This is a genomic window from Lysobacter sp. CA199 (assembly GCF_052078715.1).
Taxonomy (GTDB): Bacteria; Pseudomonadota; Gammaproteobacteria; order Xanthomonadales; family Xanthomonadaceae; genus Lysobacter.
In genome coordinates, this window is sequence record NZ_JBQJIL010000001.1 from 378,588 (window position 1) to 393,514 (window position 14,927).

Consider the following 14,927-nt stretch of genomic DNA (forward strand, 5'->3'; position numbering starts at 1 on the left):
GAATAAACAATGAATCTTCTGCGAGTGGTGTGCATTGCCTCCTTGCTCGCGGTCGGCGTTGCCGCTTGCGCCGGGCCCGACGCGGATCGCACCAGCACAACCTCCACCCCAGCGCGCGAGACCATCACCCCACCACCACCACCACCGCCTCCCGATGTTGGCGATCTCAGTCGTTTCCAGGCCTGCAAGGCGCCGCCTCGGCGCGCGCTGTCGGAGCGGGAGCGATGCCAGATTGAGAAGCTCTCCGCGCGCTGCACGCCCGCCGACGATTGCCGGGTCACTTGCCTTGCCAGTCCGGATGCCGGCAAAGTCGGCGGTCGCTGCGGGCATGAGTGCGGCTTCTCCCATCGCGAAAGCAAAGGAAACCCGCCCGGTCTGGCCGATTGCGATTCGCTGCCCGGCGCAAGCAACCTGAACTCCAACGGCTGATCCAATCGCAAAAACCGCGTATCCGCTCGCTGAAGACGCGGGCGATGGCAACGATCAAAGGAATGACCATGCCCGGCACCTGGGCCATCCAGACCAACTTCATCGCTGAAGACCAGATCCGTCGCGTGTGGACCGCCGCCGAAGACGCGGGTGCGCGCGTGCAGGAAATCAAGGTGATCGAGTTCAACACTTTCAACTCGTCGGGGTTCTATGCGCACGACATCGGCAAGATCGTCGCCGCGGTGACCGCGCATTTCGCGACGCCGGAACAGAAACCGGAGCCAGCCCTTTGAATACGAATGAGCGCTTCGGCGAGATCGAGCGATGGTACGGCGCGGCGATCGCCGAAGCCTTGCGCACTATGATCGCTACGCAGGGCGACCTCGAAATCGGCCGCGTCCGCTTCTACGCCGCCGAGGATATCGTCGAACGCAACCAGACTTACCAAACCCAGACCTACTGCCCGGGCTATGTGACCATCGGCGACGACGGCGGCGGCCGCGCGATCATGGTCCATGGCGCGCTCGAGCCGCCGACTGTGTTCGTGGTCGGGCACGGCGTCATGAGCGAGGAGGATTTCGTCGCCGTCGGCGAGTGTCTGCAAGCATGGCTCGGCGACGGCTGCCCTGTCGACTGATGGCGCCTCGCCGTGGCCGCGTCGATGCCTGCATTTTTAGTCGTGTGCATCGGATCGGGAAGCGTCGGGCCTGAAGCCCTCCATAGAACCCAGCACCCCTTCCACAAAAGACCTGTCTACTTGCGAAGTCTTTTGTGGGAGGGGCTTCAGCCCCGACGCTCTTGGCTCAGATCATCGCGATCGGATCGGAAAGCGTCGGGCCTGAAGGCCCGCCCACAAAAGACTTCGCAGTTTGCGCGAAACTTGTGAGAGAGATTTTAGCGTTGGCGCTCTTGGCTAAAATCGCCGTGTCGGGGCGGAAAGCGTCGGGCCTGAAGCCATCCATAGAACCTAGCACCCCTTCCACAAAAGACCTATCTACTTGCGAAGTCTTTTGTGGGAGGGGCTTCAGCCCCCGACGCTCTTGGCTCAGATCATCGCGATCGGATCGAAAAGCGTCGGGCCTGAAGGCCCTCCCACAAAAGGCTTCGCGGCTTGCGCTTGAGCGAAGACAAGCCTCGGCGGGGCTCATGGCTCCGCGCGGAACTCGCGGATCACTTCGATGAGCCCCACGATCTGATCGTTCAATGCTTCCAACTCTTCCGCCGGCACCCACCACTCGGTGTGGTGGGCGCCGCCGACCTTGTGGATCCGATAGCGGGCCATGTATCCGGCATGCACCTGAAAGCGGGTGACCGCGCCGTAGCCGCTGTCCTTGACGTTCCAGCGCTCGGCGATTTCGGCGGCGTAGCGTTCGTTGGTGACCGGATAGAAGATCGGTTGATCGGGCAGTCGCGGCGGCCAGCGTTTGAAGCCGCTGTCGCGCAGCAGCGCGAGTTCGATCGGCCCGACCGGGCGGTACAGGGTGATGGTGTCCGGGTCCGTTTGCACTTCACTGGTCCCTATGGGCGCCGGCCGGGCCGGCGCCCATCCGCGATCCATCGACGGACGATCGCCGATCGGCCCCGCCCGTCCGCATGCGCGACCGGGCGAATCGTCGGCAGATCAATCAGGCTTCTTCTCAATCGGGCTTCTTCTGCGCGATCGCCGGCTCCGGCGCCGCGGGTGCCGGAGCCGGCTCGGGCGCGACTATCGGCGCAACCACCGGCGCGGCCGGCGGCGGCGCGACAGCGGTCTTGGCCGCCACGCTCGGCGCGGCGCGCGCGATACGCGGTCCGAAACCGAACGAGCCCTCGCCGTGCGCCGAAACGATCATCCGCACCATACTGCCGGGCACCATCAGTTCCAGCGACAGATCGCGTCCGTCGGAAGTGCGGCCTTCCAGGGTCATTTCGATGAACGCGCCGCCGGTGTCGATCTCCTTGCACAGCACGTGCGCGCCGGCCGGACCGTCGAGCAGATAGGGACGAATCGCTTCGCCGAGCACCTCCAGCGCTTGCGGGAAGAAGAAAACGGCGTACCCCTGTGTATCGTTCATCATCGCTCCGATCAGGACGGGTGCTGGTTACGGGGGCGGCGGTCGGGCCGCGATCAGCGCAACTCGATCCGCAATTGCGCGGCCGCTTCGCGCGCCTTGGCGCGGGCGTCCTCGACATCCGCGCCCAGGGCCAGGGTCACCGCGACGCGGCGATGGCCTTCCACGCGCGGCTTGCCGAACAAACGCAGTTGAGTGTCGACCTGGCCCAGCGCGGTATCGACGCCGGAGAACACCGGCACGCCGTGGCCCTGCGCCAGCACCGCGCACGAAGCCGAAGCGCCGTGTTCGCGGATGGTCGGAATCGGCAGGCCGAGGATCGCGCGCGCATGCAGGGCGAATTCGCTCAAGTCTTGCGAAATCAGGGTGACCAGACCGGTGTCGTGCGGGCGCGGCGAGACCTCGCTGAACCAGACCTCATCGCCCTTGACGAACAGTTCGACGCCGAACACGCCCAAGCCGCCCAGATCGTCGGTGATGATGCGCGCGATTTCCTGCGCGCGCGCCAGCGCGACCGGGTTCATCGGTTGCGGCTGCCAGCTCTCGCGGTAGTCTCCGTCGCGTTGCAGATGGCCGATGGGCGCGCAGAAGGTCGTGCCCGCGGCGTGGCGCACGGTCAGCAGCGTGATTTCGTAATCGAAGTCGATGAAGCCCTCGACGATGACCCGGCCGGCGCCGGCGCGGCCGCCGGTCTGGGCGTAGTCCCAGGCCTTGTCGATGTCGCCGGGATTGCGCACCAGGCTTTGGCCTTTTCCCGAGGACGACATCACCGGCTTGATCACGCACGGCAGACCGAGTTCGGCCACCGCGTTGCGGTAGTCCTCGACGCTGTCGACGAAGCGATACGGCGAGGTCGGCAGTTTCAGCGTTTCGGCGGCGAGACGGCGGATGCCTTCGCGGTCCATGGTCAGGCGCGCGGCGCGCGCGGTCGGGATGATCCTGGTAGAAGCGGGCCTCGTATCGGTGCCGCGCTCGGCGAATTCGCGCTCCAGCTCGACCAGGGTCTGGGTGTGGATGGCCTCGATCTCCGGCACGATCAGGTTCGGCCGCTCGGCCGCGATCAACGCGCGCACGGCCTGGCCGTCGAGCATGTCGAGCACATGGCTGCGATGGGCGACCTGCATCGCCGGCGCGTCGGCGTAACGGTCGGCGGCGATCACCTCCACGCCGAAGCGCTGCAGCTCGATCGCCACCTCCTTGCCCAGTTCGCCCGAACCGAGCAGAAGCACGCGAAAAGCGTGCGGGGACAACGGCGTACCGAGCGTGGTCATAGCGGCAACCTCGAAGCGTGGGGATGAGCCTAGTCTAACTTTCCCGCGCCGGTCCCAGGCCGCGGACTATGGCGGGAATGGCCCGCATGCGATGCTGTAAGCATGCCCGCCTCCCCCGTTCGGCACGGTTCCAGTGCCGCCTCGACCGCTCCCGAGACCGTGCCCGCCGCGCGCGCGCAACGGCCGTGGCGTTGGCGGGTATTGGCGATCGCGGCCCTGGCGGCGGCGTTGCTCGGCGGTGGGGTAGTGGTCTCCTGTTCGCGCCGGTCCGGCCCGCCCGAGCCCGGCACCAGCCAGCTCAGCGGAATGCTGCTGGACCCGCAGTTGTCGGAAATCAGCGGCCTGGCCGCGTCGCGCCGGCACCCGGACGTGCTGTGGATGCACGACGACGGCGGCAATCCCGAGCGGCTGTTCGCGGTCTCCAACCAGGGCGACCGCCTGGCGACCCTGCGCATCGAGGGCGTGACCAAGACCGACTGGGAAGACATCGCCGCCTTCGAGCTCGATGGCCGCTCTTATCTGCTGATCGCCGACACCGGCGACAACGGCGGGCTGCGCCGCAGCCTGCAACTGCACGTGATCGAAGAACCCGACAAGATCGAGAACGCGCGGCTCAAGCCGGCCTGGTCGATCGCCTTCCGCTGGCCCGACGGCGCGCGCGATTGCGAGGCGGTGGCGGTCGACGTGGCGCGCAAGCGGGTGCTGCTGATTTCCAAGAAGCGGCAACCGCCGGAACTGTTCTCGCTGCCGCTGATGCCGGCCGGCAACGCCCTGCAGACCGCGACCAAGCTCGGCGAGCTGTCGGGGATTCCGCAAGCCGACGCGGAACTGCGCAAATCCAACCCGACCCGGGCGCGGCTGCAGGGCCAGGTCACCGCAGCCGATATTTCGCCCGACGGCAACACCCTGGCGGTGATGACCTACCGCTATGTGCTGCTGTACCCGCGCCGCCCGGGCCAGAGCTGGGCGCAGGCGGTGGCGGCCTCACCGCGGGTCAGCGACCTGCCCTGGCTGCCGCAGGCCGAAGCGCTGGGCTGGGCCGCCGATGGCCGCAGCCTGTATGCGACCGGCGAGTTCATTCCGGCGCCGTTGTATCGGATCGCGCCGTAGGTACTCGGGGCTCGGGGCGGTTTTACCGTGCCTTACGAGGCCTTTTGTGGGAGGGGCTTTAGCTCTCGCGCTTTTGGCTCAGCTCATCGCTACCGGATCGAAGAGCGTCGGGCCTAGGCCCTCCCACAAAAGCCATCGCGGCTGACGAGGCCTTTTGTGGGAGGGGCTTTAGCCCCGACGCTTTTCGATCAGCTCAGCTCGGCCCTTCGGTTCGGACCGAAACGCGTCGGGGCTGAAGCCTCTCCCATAAAAACCCCCTCCTCCAACCAGGGCCCGCTTTTCCAAGCGCCACCCCACAGCCCCCGTTACCGACGAACGGTCGCGCAAATTTGATATCAATCTGATATCAATATCTCAGACCAACAACGAGACGCGGCCATGAAAGAGAACCCCACCCAATCCCTTTCCGGCATCCCGGTCCTGCTCGGCAGCCTCGCCGCCGGGGCCCTGGCCGCCTTCGGATTCTTCGGCGGCCTCGACAGCGGCCACGCTCTGGGCGTCGTGCTGTCGGTGTTGCTCGGGGCGGGCGTGTTCTTCGTCCTGTCCGGCCTGTACAAGATCGAGCCCAACCAAGCCGCGGTGCTGAGCCTGTTCGGCAAGTACGTAGGCACGGTCAAGGAAAACGGTCTGCGTTGGAACAACCCGCTGTACGCCAAGCGCAAAGTCAGCCAGCGCGTGCGCAATTTCGAAAGCGGCAAGCTCAAGGTCAACGAGCTCGACGGCAGCCCGATCGAGATCGCCGCGGTGATCGTCTGGCAGGTGGTCGATTCGGCCGAGGCGGTCTACAACGTCGACGACTACGAAACCTTCGTCCACATCCAGTCCGAATCGGCGCTGCGCGCGATGGCCACCAGCTATCCCTACGACCAGCACGAAGACGGCCAGCTCTCGCTGCGCAGCCACGCCAGCGAGATTTCGCTGCACCTCAAGCAGGAACTGCAGGATCGCCTGGCCGATGCCGGCGTCAACGTGGTCGACGCGCGCATCAGCCACCTGGCCTACGCCGCCGAGATCGCCCACGCCATGCTGCAGCGCCAGCAGGCCAACGCAGTGATCGCCGCGCGCACGCGCATCGTCGCCGGCGCGGTCGGCATGGTCGAAATGGCCCTGGCCGAGCTGCAGAAGAACGGCGTGGTGCAGTTGGACGAAGAGCGCAAGGCGCAGATGGTGAGCAATCTGCTGGTGGTGTTGTGCGGCGACCGCAGCGCCCAGCCGATCGTCAACGCCGGCACCTTGTACTGAGGGCGCGCGCATGACCACGACCCTCAACGATTTCATCCTGCCCGGCGCGATGGTGATCAGCGCGGTGCCGATCCTGGTCGCGGCGGTGCTGGTCGCGCGCGGCCATCTGCATCTGGTCAACGGACTGGACGCCTCGCGCCTGCGCGATCCGGCCGCCACCGCGGCGCGTCTGGGCCGGCTGCTGGCGATGGTCGCCATCGCCCTGTTGTCGTCCGCGCTAGGCTACTACTGGGCCGCCGGCGACCAGACCCGCACGATCGGGGTCACCATCGCCCTGCTGGTGGTGGTCAACGGCCTGGCGGTGGCGTTGATGCTGGCCACATCCAAGGCGCGGCGCGACTATCGCGACGTTCCACCCGACGCGAAGGGAACGCGCGACGAGCGGACGCGCCGCCGGTGAGCGAGAAAAAAGCCTACCCGCTGCGGATCAACGCCGAGGTGCTCGCCGCCGCGCAGCGCTGGGCCGACGACGAGTTGCGTTCGCTCAACGCCCAGATCGAATATGTGCTGCGCGACGCCCTGCGCAAGAGCGGCCGGCTGCCGCGCGAGCACCCCGCCACGCCCGAGGAAGACGCATGAGCCCGCAGTGGAAACACCACGTCACCGAACTGACCTATCAGCTGTTCGAGGCGCCGATGCGCGAACGCATCCAGGCCGAACTCGATCTGCGCGGCGCGCAGGGCTGGGAGTTGGTCGCGGTCGAACACGACCCGGCCATTCTCGGCACCCGCCTGTACTTCAAGCAGCCGGCATAAACGATCCGTTAGCCATCGCGCGGCGCGGCCGCATGTCTTGGCACGCGACCGCCGCAGCGGCTAACCTGCGTCCATGCGCGGCCCCGGCACCTTGCTGATCAACACGCCCCAGATCGAACTGTGGCCGGGCGGCCTGCTGCGCGCGCGCAGCAATCACGACGCGCGCGCGCTGTCGCGAGCCCGGCACGTGCTGCGGCGCAAGCGCGACGGCCGCTTCCTCGCCGCCGACCTGCCCGAAGGCCTGCTGCCGCTGGTGCACCGGTTGATGCACGAGGACGGCATCGAGCAGGCGCTCGACGCGCTGGACTGCATCGTCGAATACCGCCGCGAAGGCTTGGTCCGGGTCGGCCAGTTGCCGCTGGACCGACTCGAAGAACGGCTCGCCGGCCTCGGCCTGGACGCGCCCGGCTACCAATCGCGCACCGGCCTGGAACTGATCGCCGAACCCGACCGCCTGACGCTGGCCGGCTTCGACCGTTTCCGCCGCCCGCTGTGGCTGCATCCGGCCGCCGCGCGGGCCTGGACCCATATGCGCGACGCCGCCTTGCGCGAGGACGTCGTGCTCGACGCGATCTCCGGCTACCGCAGCCACGATTACCAACTGGGCATCTTCGAACGCAAGCTCGCGCGCGGGCAAAGCGTGGCCGAGATTCTCACCGTCAACGCCGCGCCGGGCTACAGCGAGCACCACAGCGGCCTGGCCCTGGACATCGGCACGCCCGGCGAGCCGCCGGCCGAAGAGTCCTTCGAAGCCACCGCCGCGTTCGCATGGCTGCGCGAGCGCGCCGGCGGCTACGGCTTCGTCATGAGCTATCCGCGCGACAATCCCTACGGCATCGTCTACGAACCGTGGCATTGGCGCTTCGCGACGGCCTGAGTCAACCGCGGCGACGCCTTCGCCGTCCGAGCCACCTCCTTAAGGAACCGACTGCTTGAGCAGCTTGATGATCCTCGTCGCCGGCCCCTACCGCTCCGGCACCGGCGACGACCCCGCACGGATCGCCGCCAACGTCGCGGCGATGACCCGCACCGCGCTGGACTTGTTCCGCGCCGGCCATTTGCCCGTGCTCGGCGAATGGTATGCGCTGCCACTGATCGAACACGCCGGTTCCACCGGCATCGGCGATACGGTATTCGACGAAATCTTCCACCCGATCTCGCGCCGCCTCGTCGCCCATTGCGACGCTTGCCTGCGCATCGGCGGGGCTTCCACCGGCGCCGACGAAATGGTCGCCCTGGCGCGGGCCAACGGCAAAGCGGTGTATTTCTCGATCGACGCGGTACCGCCCGCGCAATGACGACGGCGCACGCGGATCGCCGGCGCGACGCGGGAGGCGGCGCACTGCGGCGACGACGCGATCCGCTCAGCGCGCATTAGGTTGGCGCAGGCTACAAATGGCTACCGCCGGGAGTCGGCGGGATCGTTCGAGACCCTCGATAATTCGATCCGCTCAAGGAGTTGTCATGAGCAAGCCCTGGTTCTGGCCGGCCACCTCCACGTTGTTTTCGCTTCCTTTTCCGACCGCCCGCGACGATGCCTCCACCGGCGACGTTTCCGGCTCGCGCATTCAACCCGTCGCCACGACCTGAGGCGCGAATCGTGTCGGCCCGCGACCCGCGCCCAAACGACGAAGCCGCATGCGCGGCTTGGCGCGCGCACGACCCGCAAGACCGCGACATCGACCGCGCGCGCCGCCGTGTGCTGCAAGGACTGCTCGCCTCGGGCACGCTCGCCGCAACCGCCTGTACCCGCGAACAACACGCCGGCGGCGACGAGCGCTGGATCGACGACATCAGCCGGATCGATGCGATCCGCGCAGGCAGCGTCCTGCGCCCGACCTCGGTCGCTGCCGTCGCGCAGGCTCTCGCCCGCAGCCGCGACGCGGTCTCCATAGGCGGCGCGCGCTGCAGCATGGGCGGGCAGATCGGCTGCGACGGCTCGCTGCATCTGGACATGCGCGGACTCAACCGTCTGGTCGCGCTGGATCCGGTGCGCCGGCGCGTGCGCGTGCAGGCGGGCATGTCCTGGCGCGATCTGCAGGGGTGGATCGATCCGCACGGACTGGCGGTGGCGATCATGCAGAGCTACGGCAACTTCAGCATCGGCGGTTCGATCTCGGTCAACTGCCATGGCCGCTACGTCGGCAAGGGCAGCCTGATCCACAGCTTACGCGCCTTGCAACTGGTCGACGGCGAAGGCCGGGTGCACGAACTCAGCCGCGAACATCGGCCCGAACTGTTCCGCGCCGTGGTCGGCGGCTACGGTGGCTTGGGCGTGGTCAGCGAAGCCGAGTTCGATCTCAGCGCCAATCACCGCATCGCCCGCCGCGCCGAACGCGTAGCGCTGGACGAGTATCCGGCCTGGTTCGCCGAGCGCGTGCTCGCCGATCCGGCCAGCGTGCTGCACAACGCCGATTTGCTGCCGCCGCGTTTCGACGCGCCGGTCGCGGTCACCTGGACGCGTTGCGAGGAACCGCTCACGCGCGGCGAGCGCCTGGTGCCGCGCAACGGCGACTACCGGCGCGACCGCAAATTGATCTGGAGCGCTTCCGAACTGCCGGCCGGGCCGTGGTTGCGCGAGCGATTCTCGGTGGAGGAATTGCTGCGCGAGCGCGAAGTGGTCTGGCGCAATCGCGAAGCCAGCCTCGACATCGCCTCGCTGGAACCGAGCACACGCCGCTACTCGACCTACCTGCTGCAGGAGTACTTCATCCCGGTGCCGGCCTTCGACGCGTTCGCGCGGGCCATGGGAAAACTGCTGCGCGATCACGAAGTGCACGCGCTCAACGTATCGATCCGGCATGCGCCGCCCGACACCCAGTCGCTGCTGAGCTGGTCGCCGACCGAGGTGTTCTCCTTCGTGCTCTATCACAAGCAACGCAGCGGTCAGCGCGCCGACGCGGTCGCCGGGCAATGGACGCGGCGGCTGATCGACATCGCGCTCGATCACGGCGGCCGCCATTACCTGCCCTATCGACTGCACGCCACGCGCGAGCAGTTTCTGCGCGGCTATCCGGGCGCGGAGGAATTCGCGGCGTTGAAGCAGGCTGTCGATCCGCACAAGCGGTTTCGCAATCGGATGTGGGACAAGTATCTGCCGGGTTGATCGCTGGCCGCCGGTCGCCAACGTAGCTGGGGCTGCGCGGCCGATCGGAATCGAGAGCGTCGGGCCTGAAGGCTCTCCCACAAAAAACTTCGAAGCTGCGAAACTCGTGCGCTAACCCAATGAAGCCCCGAGGTCTTTTGTGGGAGGGCCTTCAGGCCCGACGCTTTTCGCCCAGTCCGCGATCCTGCCGCGGCCATGCGCGCAACGGCTTGCAACTTCCACTGCAGCTTAGCCATCCGCCCCACAACGACCGCGACTCAATCCTGCGACCGGTTGACCTTCGGCTTGGGCCCATCGGCGATGTCCGCGATCCGCCACAAATACAGGCTCGCATAACTGCGATACGGCCCCCAGCGTTCGCCGATGTCGGCCAGCGCCTTCGGCGGCGGCATCGCTTCGAGCTTGTCGACGCGCTGGGCGCCCTTGCGAATGCCCAGATCGTCGACCGGCAAAATATCCGGGCGCCCCAGGCGGAACATCAGCATCATTTCCACCGTCCAGCGGCCAATGCCGCGGATCGGCACCAGCGCGGCGATGATCGCTTCGTTGTCCATGTGCGCCATCCGCCGCAGATCGGGAATCTCGCCGCGCGACTCGCGCGCGGCCAGATCGCGCAGCGCCAGCAGCTTGTTGCCCGACACGCCGCAACCGCGCAGCGTCGCGTCGTCGCAGCGGCCCAGGGTGTCGTGGTGCAGGCGGTGGCCGTCGATCGCCGTCTCGACCCGGCCGACGATGGTCGATGCGGCCTTGCCGCTGAGCTGCTGGAACAAGATCGCGCGCGCTAGCGCATCGACCGGATCGAAGGTCCGCCGCCAACGCGGATCGGTCGGGATCGGCCCGTTCTCGAGTTTGTCGACCTTCTTCATCCACGCCGCGAGCTTGCGGTCGCGCTTGCTCAGATATTCGTACGCGGCCGGCGCGTCGTAGCCGCGGACATGACGCGGCATCTCAACGCCTCAGCGCGTCGACGGCGTAGACCAGCCACGCCAGGATCATCAGGCTGCCGCCGTAAGGCAGCAGGCCGGTGGAGACGGCGAAGAAATGCGCGGCCGCCAGCCCGCCGGAGAACACCGCCACCCCGATCAGCGCCGCGTACAACGCGATGCGGGTCAGCGCGCGTCGCGCCAGCGGCGCCAGCGCCGCCAAGGCGATGCCGTGGCCGAAGGCGAACACCGCCGCGGTCTGCAGGCGCGATTGCGAGTGCGCATCGGCCAGGTGCGCGGCGTACGCCGACAACGCCACCGCGAGCGCGGCCAGCAGCGCGCCGGCTGCGATCAGCGCACGCAAGGACCACGGCGTAGGCGCACGCACGTAACCGGTGTGGGAATCGGAAGCTGGAAGGTTCATGCGGACGGGACACCGCTGGATCGTGGAGCGTTCACGATACCAGCCCGCGCCGGACGCGAAGATCGCCCGGCGCGCCTTTGCCGAACCGCGCACACAAAAAAACGCGCCGCGGATAACCGCGGCGCGTTGTTCGATCCGGCGACGCCACCGCAGCGGCGGCGTCGCGATGGCTGCGCTGAGTTACTTGATCGGCCAGTACACGTCGAACTGACCCAGGGTCGGATCGAAGCTCGGATCGATGCCGGCCTTCCAGGCCTCGTACGGGCGATCGGTGGTGGTGTAGCCGCGGGTCAGCGCCCAGGCGCGGACCGCGTCGCGCACCGGCGGCAGCGCGGCGAAGTTGTGGCCGCCGCTGGACGCCACGGCCACCTTGGTCGCCGGCAGCAGCTCGGCCTTGACCGGGTTGCCCGCGCCTTCGATCTTGACGTCGAGCTTGGTCGCGTCGCCCGTGCTGGTGTCGCCGACCTTGCGCACGACCTGGACCACATCGAAGGAGTAGATGTCCGAGCCGAACTCGTTGGTCACGATGCGGATCGGACCGACCGCCTGCAGACCGTTGGCGGCGATGACCTTGTTGATCCATTCCATGTTGGAGTGGATCTGGCCCTTGATCTTGTCGTTGTTGCGCTCGACCGCGGCGGTCACGCTGAGCACGTTCTCGGCCGGACGCTCGGCGATCTTCGGCGCGTTGGCCGCGTCGGTCTCGGAGAGCTTGGAATAGTCGTAGTTGGGCACCGTCGCGAGCAGGTTGCTCAGGCGGGCCAGGCCCATCTTCATGTCTTCGCCGATGTTGCTGCTGACGTACAGGCCCGAGTAGCGGCCGAGCAGGTTCCAACCGTAGTCGACGTCGTAGGTCTGGGTGATTTCGACGTTGCGGTTGTTGCGGCCGGTCGGCTTGAAGCTGAATTGCGAGCGCTTGTTGTCGCCGCGTTCCGGGTTGCTGATCTTGTAGCCGACCAACTTGCCCGGCTCGCTCTTGACGATTTCCCAGCTGCCCTTGCCCAGCCCGCGCTCCTGCGAGGAATACTCGATGCGGGCGCCCACGCCCTCATCCTTGCCGACGAGCTTGAGCTCCATGGCGGGGTCGCGCAGCACGATCGGGTTCCATTCCTTGAAACGGCGCAGGCTGTTCAACGTATCGAACACGATGGTCAGCTTGCGGTTGGTCTCAACCGAATGCGACAGGTGACGGCTCGACGGCAGAACGATGCCGACGATCAGGAATAGCGCGGCGACGATCGCCAGGGAAATCAGAATCTCGATCAGACGGGTCATTCAGGTTCTCCAGGGCCGGGCCCAGGTCGGGCCAGGGGCGCAGACCCACAATCGTAGCAAGATAAATCCCGGCAAGGGCAGCCGTCACAGCCAAGAAAAATCGCCGGAACGCCCACGGCCGGGGTTTGGCTGCGAAAAGCTTTGAACTTGACGGCTTTTTACCGGCTCGCGCGCGCATCGGCGCGCGTACGCCGACGCCGAAGCGCAAATCCGGACAAGCGCCGCCGGCGCCGGACGCGCGCGATTGCGACGGATCGGGCGGTCGCGCGCGCCGGCGCAGTCAGGGCAACGCCCTGCAGGAGCGGTGCGAGCCGCGACCGCGGGGGCGGCCGGTCGTATCGCAACCCCTTGCGGGCGTCGTTGTCGCGAATTCGCGGTCGCGGCTCGCGCCGCTCCTACCGGGAATCCCCCGGGCACGCCGGCCAGGACGCTCAGACCAACTGCAGTTCGAAGGCCTTGAGCACCGCCCGGGTCCGGTCGCGCACGCCGAGCTTGGACAGAATGTTCGACACGTGATTCTTGATCGTGCCTTCCGCCACGCCCAGCGAATTGGCGATTTCCTTGTTGGAAAAACCGCCGGCCATCAGCCGCAGGATCTCGGTCTCGCGCTCGGTCAGCGGGTCCGGGCGGTCCAGGCTGACGAAGTCGTTGCGCATGTGCTCCAGGCCCGAGAGCAGGCGCTGGGTCATCGCCGGCTGGACCAGCGAACCGCCGTTGGCCACGGCCTGGATCGCGCCGACCAGTTGCTCCAGCGACACGTCCTTGAGCAGATAGCCCTTGGCGCCGGCCTTGAGCCCGGCCAGCACCAGTTGGTCGTCGTCGAAGGTGGTCAGGATGATGGTCGGCGGCAGGTAGCCCGAGCGGGCCAGCGCCTGCAGGGCCTCCAGGCCGGACATCACCGGCATGCGCATGTCCATCAGGACCACGTCCGGACGCAGGGTCGGGATGATTTCAACCGCCTGCCGGCCGTCGCTGGCTTCGCCGATGACCTCGATGCCTTCGGCCAGGGCGAGCAGCGAGCGCACGCCCTGCCGGACCAGGGTCTGGTCATCGACAAGCAACACGCGGATAGGGGTGGACGTCATGTCAGAGCTCCTTCGCGGACCATAACGGTCGCGGTGGCGGGCAGAGTCAGATGCAGGCTGAAGCCGGCGCCGGCCCGGGTTTCGATACGCAATTGGCCGCCGTACTGCTGCAACCGCTCGCGCATACCGCGCAAGCCGTTGCCGGCGATCAGGTGATCGGCACCGCGGCCGTCGTCGCGCGCGCTCATGAGGATTTGTTCGCCGCTGCGGCGTACGTCGATCCACAAGTGCTGCGCGCCAGCATGGCGCACGGCGTTGGTGACGATTTCCTGGGTACAGCGCAGCAGCACGTGGGCGCGCTCGGGATCGTCCAGGGTCAGCGGTGTTTCGATGTCCATGCGGATATCCAGCGCCGGTACGTTTTCGGCCAGCGGGCGCAGCGCCAACGACAGGTCGATGGCACCGTTCTCGCGCAATTGGCTGACCGCCTCGCGCACGTCGGTGAGCAGCAACCTGGCCAGAGTATGCGCCTGCTGCACGTGCTCCTTGACCCGGCCCTCGGACAGATGGCCGGCGACTTCCAGGTTCAGGCTCAGCGCGGTCAGGTGATGGCCCAGCAGATCGTGCAGCTCGCGCGAAATGCGGGTGCGCTCGTTGATCCGGGCGCTTTCGGCCAGCAACGCCCGGGTCGCGCGCAGTTCGGCGTTGAGCCGGCGCTGGTCCTCGCGCGCCTGGGCCTGCTGCATGGCCACCAGCGAGCTGACGAAGACCAGACTGGAGAAGCCGGCGTAGGCCACCGACTGGACGATGGCGACCAGCAGCGGCTGGCCGATGGCGATCACGAACACCGGGATGATCGACAGATTGCTCAGGATCAGCCAGGCCACCCCGACCCGCAGCGGCAGCAGCCAGGGCAGCAGCCCGGCCACCACCATCAGCAGAATGCTGCCGATGCCGCTGTTGGAGAAATAGCCGACCCCGATCGCGCAGGCGGTCAGCACCAGCAGCAGGGCATGGTCGGCCGGCCCCGGCCGGCGCTGGCCCAGGCCGCGGCTGGCCCACCAATAGACCGCGCCGAAGGCCAGGTGGATGGCCACCCAGCGCAGGATCAGCAGAAAGAAGGTGTGTTCGCCGCCGCCGGGCAGCGAGGAGGCCGCCTCCGGCTCCAGCCACATGATCACCAGCCAGCACCCAGCCATGCCCCAGGTGAACAGTCCGGCGAACCGCATCAATTGGGTGGGAGTCAGGCGTGCCAGCATGAATGCATGCTAACGGTACGGATGCCCGGACGGAGCCGTCCAGAAGTCATGCACTTG

At 67.3% G+C, this 14,927-nt stretch carries 23 protein-coding genes and 1 pseudogene; 15 read left to right on the plus strand and 9 right to left on the minus strand.

What is annotated here, in order from left to right; genetic code table 11:
* The first annotated feature begins 9 nt into the window (after positions 1–9).
* The 5 genes and pseudogenes from ACTOWJ_RS01780 to ACTOWJ_RS01800 all read left to right on the plus strand — a co-directional run bounded on the left by ACTOWJ_RS01780 (position 10) and on the right by ACTOWJ_RS01800 (position 1,550).
* Positions 10–429: a hypothetical protein gene (locus ACTOWJ_RS01780; protein ID WP_441332854.1), complete on the plus strand. Its 420-nt coding sequence runs from the start codon at positions 10–12 to the stop codon at positions 427–429.
* A 62-nt stretch (positions 430–491) separates the two neighbouring features.
* Complete coding sequence (locus tag ACTOWJ_RS01785; protein ID WP_441332855.1) at positions 492–722, plus strand: hypothetical protein; 231 nt, start codon at positions 492–494, stop codon at positions 720–722.
* A complete protein-coding gene (locus ACTOWJ_RS01790; RefSeq protein WP_441332856.1) occupies positions 719–1,066 on the plus strand; it encodes a hypothetical protein in 348 nt (115 codons plus the stop codon). Before ACTOWJ_RS01785 ends, ACTOWJ_RS01790 begins: the two co-directional genes overlap by 4 nt.
* A gap of 134 nt (positions 1,067–1,200) precedes the next feature.
* A pseudogene (locus ACTOWJ_RS01795) lies at positions 1,201–1,275 on the plus strand (DUF6053 domain-containing protein); the annotation flags it as partial.
* Positions 1,276–1,439: 164 nt separating this feature from the next.
* Positions 1,440–1,550 (plus strand): DUF6053 domain-containing protein, encoded by a 111-nt coding sequence (locus ACTOWJ_RS01800; protein WP_441333073.1) that lies wholly within the window; start codon positions 1,440–1,442, stop codon positions 1,548–1,550.
* Between the two features lie 23 nt (positions 1,551–1,573).
* Here the strand turns inward: ACTOWJ_RS01800 and ACTOWJ_RS01805 are convergent, their stop codons facing one another.
* The 3 genes from ACTOWJ_RS01805 to purT form a co-directional block, all read right to left on the minus strand.
* Entirely contained in the window at positions 1,574–1,987 is a 414-nt protein-coding gene (locus ACTOWJ_RS01805; RefSeq protein WP_441332857.1) for an ADP-ribosylation/crystallin J1, read from the minus strand.
* A 79-nt stretch (positions 1,988–2,066) separates the two neighbouring features.
* On the minus strand, positions 2,067–2,483 hold the full coding sequence (locus ACTOWJ_RS01810) for a hypothetical protein (protein ID WP_441332858.1): 417 nt from the start codon (positions 2,481–2,483) through the stop codon (positions 2,067–2,069).
* Between the two features lie 53 nt (positions 2,484–2,536).
* Positions 2,537–3,751, minus strand: a complete 1,215-nt coding sequence (gene purT, locus ACTOWJ_RS01815) for a formate-dependent phosphoribosylglycinamide formyltransferase (RefSeq protein WP_441332859.1) — start codon at positions 3,749–3,751, stop codon at positions 2,537–2,539.
* A gap of 102 nt (positions 3,752–3,853) precedes the next feature.
* On the opposite strand from purT, the gene ACTOWJ_RS01820 reads away from it, so the two are divergent.
* The 9 genes from ACTOWJ_RS01820 (at position 3,854) to ACTOWJ_RS01860 (ending at position 9,964) form a co-directional block, all read left to right on the plus strand.
* The gene (locus tag ACTOWJ_RS01820) at positions 3,854–4,861 is read left to right on the plus strand and encodes a hypothetical protein (protein ID WP_441332860.1); all 1,008 of its coding nucleotides are present in this window, start codon (positions 3,854–3,856) and stop codon (positions 4,859–4,861) included.
* Positions 4,862–5,239: 378 nt separating this feature from the next.
* On the plus strand, positions 5,240–6,103 hold the full coding sequence (locus ACTOWJ_RS01825; protein ID WP_441332861.1) for an SPFH domain-containing protein: 864 nt from the start codon (positions 5,240–5,242) through the stop codon (positions 6,101–6,103).
* Between the two features lie 10 nt (positions 6,104–6,113).
* On the plus strand, positions 6,114–6,503 hold the full coding sequence (locus tag ACTOWJ_RS01830) for a hypothetical protein (RefSeq protein WP_441332862.1): 390 nt from the start codon (positions 6,114–6,116) through the stop codon (positions 6,501–6,503).
* On the plus strand, positions 6,500–6,682 hold the full coding sequence (locus ACTOWJ_RS01835) for an Arc family DNA binding domain-containing protein (protein WP_441332863.1): 183 nt from the start codon (positions 6,500–6,502) through the stop codon (positions 6,680–6,682). The genes ACTOWJ_RS01830 and ACTOWJ_RS01835 overlap by 4 nt, the downstream gene beginning before the upstream one ends.
* Entirely contained in the window at positions 6,679–6,858 is a 180-nt protein-coding gene (locus tag ACTOWJ_RS01840; RefSeq protein WP_441332864.1) for a hypothetical protein, read from the plus strand. The genes ACTOWJ_RS01835 and ACTOWJ_RS01840 overlap by 4 nt, the downstream gene beginning before the upstream one ends.
* 73 nt (positions 6,859–6,931) lie before the next feature.
* The gene (locus ACTOWJ_RS01845; protein WP_441332865.1) at positions 6,932–7,735 is read left to right on the plus strand and encodes a M15 family metallopeptidase; all 804 of its coding nucleotides are present in this window, start codon (positions 6,932–6,934) and stop codon (positions 7,733–7,735) included.
* 55 nt (positions 7,736–7,790) lie between these two features.
* Positions 7,791–8,156, plus strand: a complete 366-nt coding sequence (locus tag ACTOWJ_RS01850; protein WP_441332866.1) for a hypothetical protein — start codon at positions 7,791–7,793, stop codon at positions 8,154–8,156.
* A 166-nt stretch (positions 8,157–8,322) separates the two neighbouring features.
* A complete protein-coding gene (locus ACTOWJ_RS01855) occupies positions 8,323–8,448 on the plus strand; it encodes a hypothetical protein (RefSeq protein ID WP_441332867.1) in 126 nt (41 codons plus the stop codon).
* Between the two features lie 10 nt (positions 8,449–8,458).
* Positions 8,459–9,964 carry an FAD-binding protein gene (locus ACTOWJ_RS01860; RefSeq protein ID WP_441332868.1) on the plus strand — a complete coding sequence of 502 codons (1,506 nt, stop codon included), beginning with the start codon at positions 8,459–8,461 and terminating at the stop codon, positions 9,962–9,964.
* A gap of 111 nt (positions 9,965–10,075) precedes the next feature.
* Here the strand turns inward: ACTOWJ_RS01860 and ACTOWJ_RS01865 are convergent, their stop codons facing one another.
* Genes ACTOWJ_RS01865 through ACTOWJ_RS01875 form a run of 3 tightly spaced genes read right to left on the minus strand, consistent with a single transcriptional unit; the run spans position 10,076 to position 11,311 of the window.
* Positions 10,076–10,186, minus strand: coding sequence for a DUF6053 domain-containing protein (locus ACTOWJ_RS01865; protein WP_441332869.1), 111 nt, complete (start codon positions 10,184–10,186; stop codon positions 10,076–10,078).
* Between the two features lie 35 nt (positions 10,187–10,221).
* Entirely contained in the window at positions 10,222–10,911 is a 690-nt protein-coding gene (locus tag ACTOWJ_RS01870) for a DNA-3-methyladenine glycosylase family protein (RefSeq protein ID WP_441332870.1), read from the minus strand.
* Between the two features lies 1 nt (position 10,912).
* A complete protein-coding gene (locus tag ACTOWJ_RS01875) occupies positions 10,913–11,311 on the minus strand; it encodes a DUF423 domain-containing protein (RefSeq protein ID WP_441332871.1) in 399 nt (132 codons plus the stop codon).
* Between ACTOWJ_RS01875 and ACTOWJ_RS01880 the strand changes: the two genes are divergently transcribed.
* Complete coding sequence (locus ACTOWJ_RS01880) at positions 11,310–11,522, plus strand: hypothetical protein (protein WP_441332872.1); 213 nt, start codon at positions 11,310–11,312, stop codon at positions 11,520–11,522. The genes ACTOWJ_RS01875 and ACTOWJ_RS01880 overlap by 2 nt on opposite strands.
* On the opposite strand, the gene ACTOWJ_RS01885 is transcribed toward ACTOWJ_RS01880, so the two are convergent.
* From ACTOWJ_RS01885 to ACTOWJ_RS01895, 3 genes are all read right to left on the minus strand, one after another.
* Positions 11,492–12,586, minus strand: a complete 1,095-nt coding sequence (locus ACTOWJ_RS01885; RefSeq protein WP_441332873.1) for an SRPBCC family protein — start codon at positions 12,584–12,586, stop codon at positions 11,492–11,494. The genes ACTOWJ_RS01880 and ACTOWJ_RS01885 overlap by 31 nt on opposite strands.
* 431 nt (positions 12,587–13,017) lie before the next feature.
* Positions 13,018–13,671, minus strand: a complete 654-nt coding sequence (locus ACTOWJ_RS01890; protein ID WP_441332874.1) for a response regulator — start codon at positions 13,669–13,671, stop codon at positions 13,018–13,020.
* Positions 13,668–14,870 carry a sensor histidine kinase gene (locus ACTOWJ_RS01895; RefSeq protein WP_441332875.1) on the minus strand — a complete coding sequence of 401 codons (1,203 nt, stop codon included), beginning with the start codon at positions 14,868–14,870 and terminating at the stop codon, positions 13,668–13,670. The genes ACTOWJ_RS01890 and ACTOWJ_RS01895 overlap by 4 nt, the downstream gene beginning before the upstream one ends.
* Positions 14,871–14,927 lie beyond the last annotated feature (57 nt).

Coding starts and splice junctions, on each gene's coding strand:
- ACTOWJ_RS01870 (WP_441332870.1), bottom strand. CDS start 10,911: ATGCCGCGTCATGTCCGCGGCTACGACGCGCCGGCCGCGTACGAATAT.
- ACTOWJ_RS01840 (WP_441332864.1), top strand. CDS start 6,679: ATGAGCCCGCAGTGGAAACACCACGTCACCGAACTGACCTATCAGCTG.
- ACTOWJ_RS01885 (WP_441332873.1), bottom strand. CDS start 12,586: ATGACCCGTCTGATCGAGATTCTGATTTCCCTGGCGATCGTCGCCGCG.
- ACTOWJ_RS01895 (WP_441332875.1), bottom strand. CDS start 14,870: ATGCTGGCACGCCTGACTCCCACCCAATTGATGCGGTTCGCCGGACTG.
- ACTOWJ_RS01785 (WP_441332855.1), top strand. CDS start 492: ATGACCATGCCCGGCACCTGGGCCATCCAGACCAACTTCATCGCTGAA.
- ACTOWJ_RS01825 (WP_441332861.1), top strand. CDS start 5,240: ATGAAAGAGAACCCCACCCAATCCCTTTCCGGCATCCCGGTCCTGCTC.
- ACTOWJ_RS01875 (WP_441332871.1), bottom strand. CDS start 11,311: ATGAACCTTCCAGCTTCCGATTCCCACACCGGTTACGTGCGTGCGCCT.
- ACTOWJ_RS01830 (WP_441332862.1), top strand. CDS start 6,114: ATGACCACGACCCTCAACGATTTCATCCTGCCCGGCGCGATGGTGATC.
- ACTOWJ_RS01820 (WP_441332860.1), top strand. CDS start 3,854: ATGCCCGCCTCCCCCGTTCGGCACGGTTCCAGTGCCGCCTCGACCGCT.
- ACTOWJ_RS01780 (WP_441332854.1), top strand. CDS start 10: ATGAATCTTCTGCGAGTGGTGTGCATTGCCTCCTTGCTCGCGGTCGGC.
- ACTOWJ_RS01855 (WP_441332867.1), top strand. CDS start 8,323: ATGAGCAAGCCCTGGTTCTGGCCGGCCACCTCCACGTTGTTTTCGCTT.
- ACTOWJ_RS01880 (WP_441332872.1), top strand. CDS start 11,310: ATGCGGACGGGACACCGCTGGATCGTGGAGCGTTCACGATACCAGCCC.
- ACTOWJ_RS01890 (WP_441332874.1), bottom strand. CDS start 13,671: ATGACGTCCACCCCTATCCGCGTGTTGCTTGTCGATGACCAGACCCTG.
- ACTOWJ_RS01805 (WP_441332857.1), bottom strand. CDS start 1,987: ATGGATCGCGGATGGGCGCCGGCCCGGCCGGCGCCCATAGGGACCAGT.
- purT (WP_441332859.1), bottom strand. CDS start 3,751: ATGACCACGCTCGGTACGCCGTTGTCCCCGCACGCTTTTCGCGTGCTT.
- ACTOWJ_RS01810 (WP_441332858.1), bottom strand. CDS start 2,483: ATGAACGATACACAGGGGTACGCCGTTTTCTTCTTCCCGCAAGCGCTG.
- ACTOWJ_RS01845 (WP_441332865.1), top strand. CDS start 6,932: ATGCGCGGCCCCGGCACCTTGCTGATCAACACGCCCCAGATCGAACTG.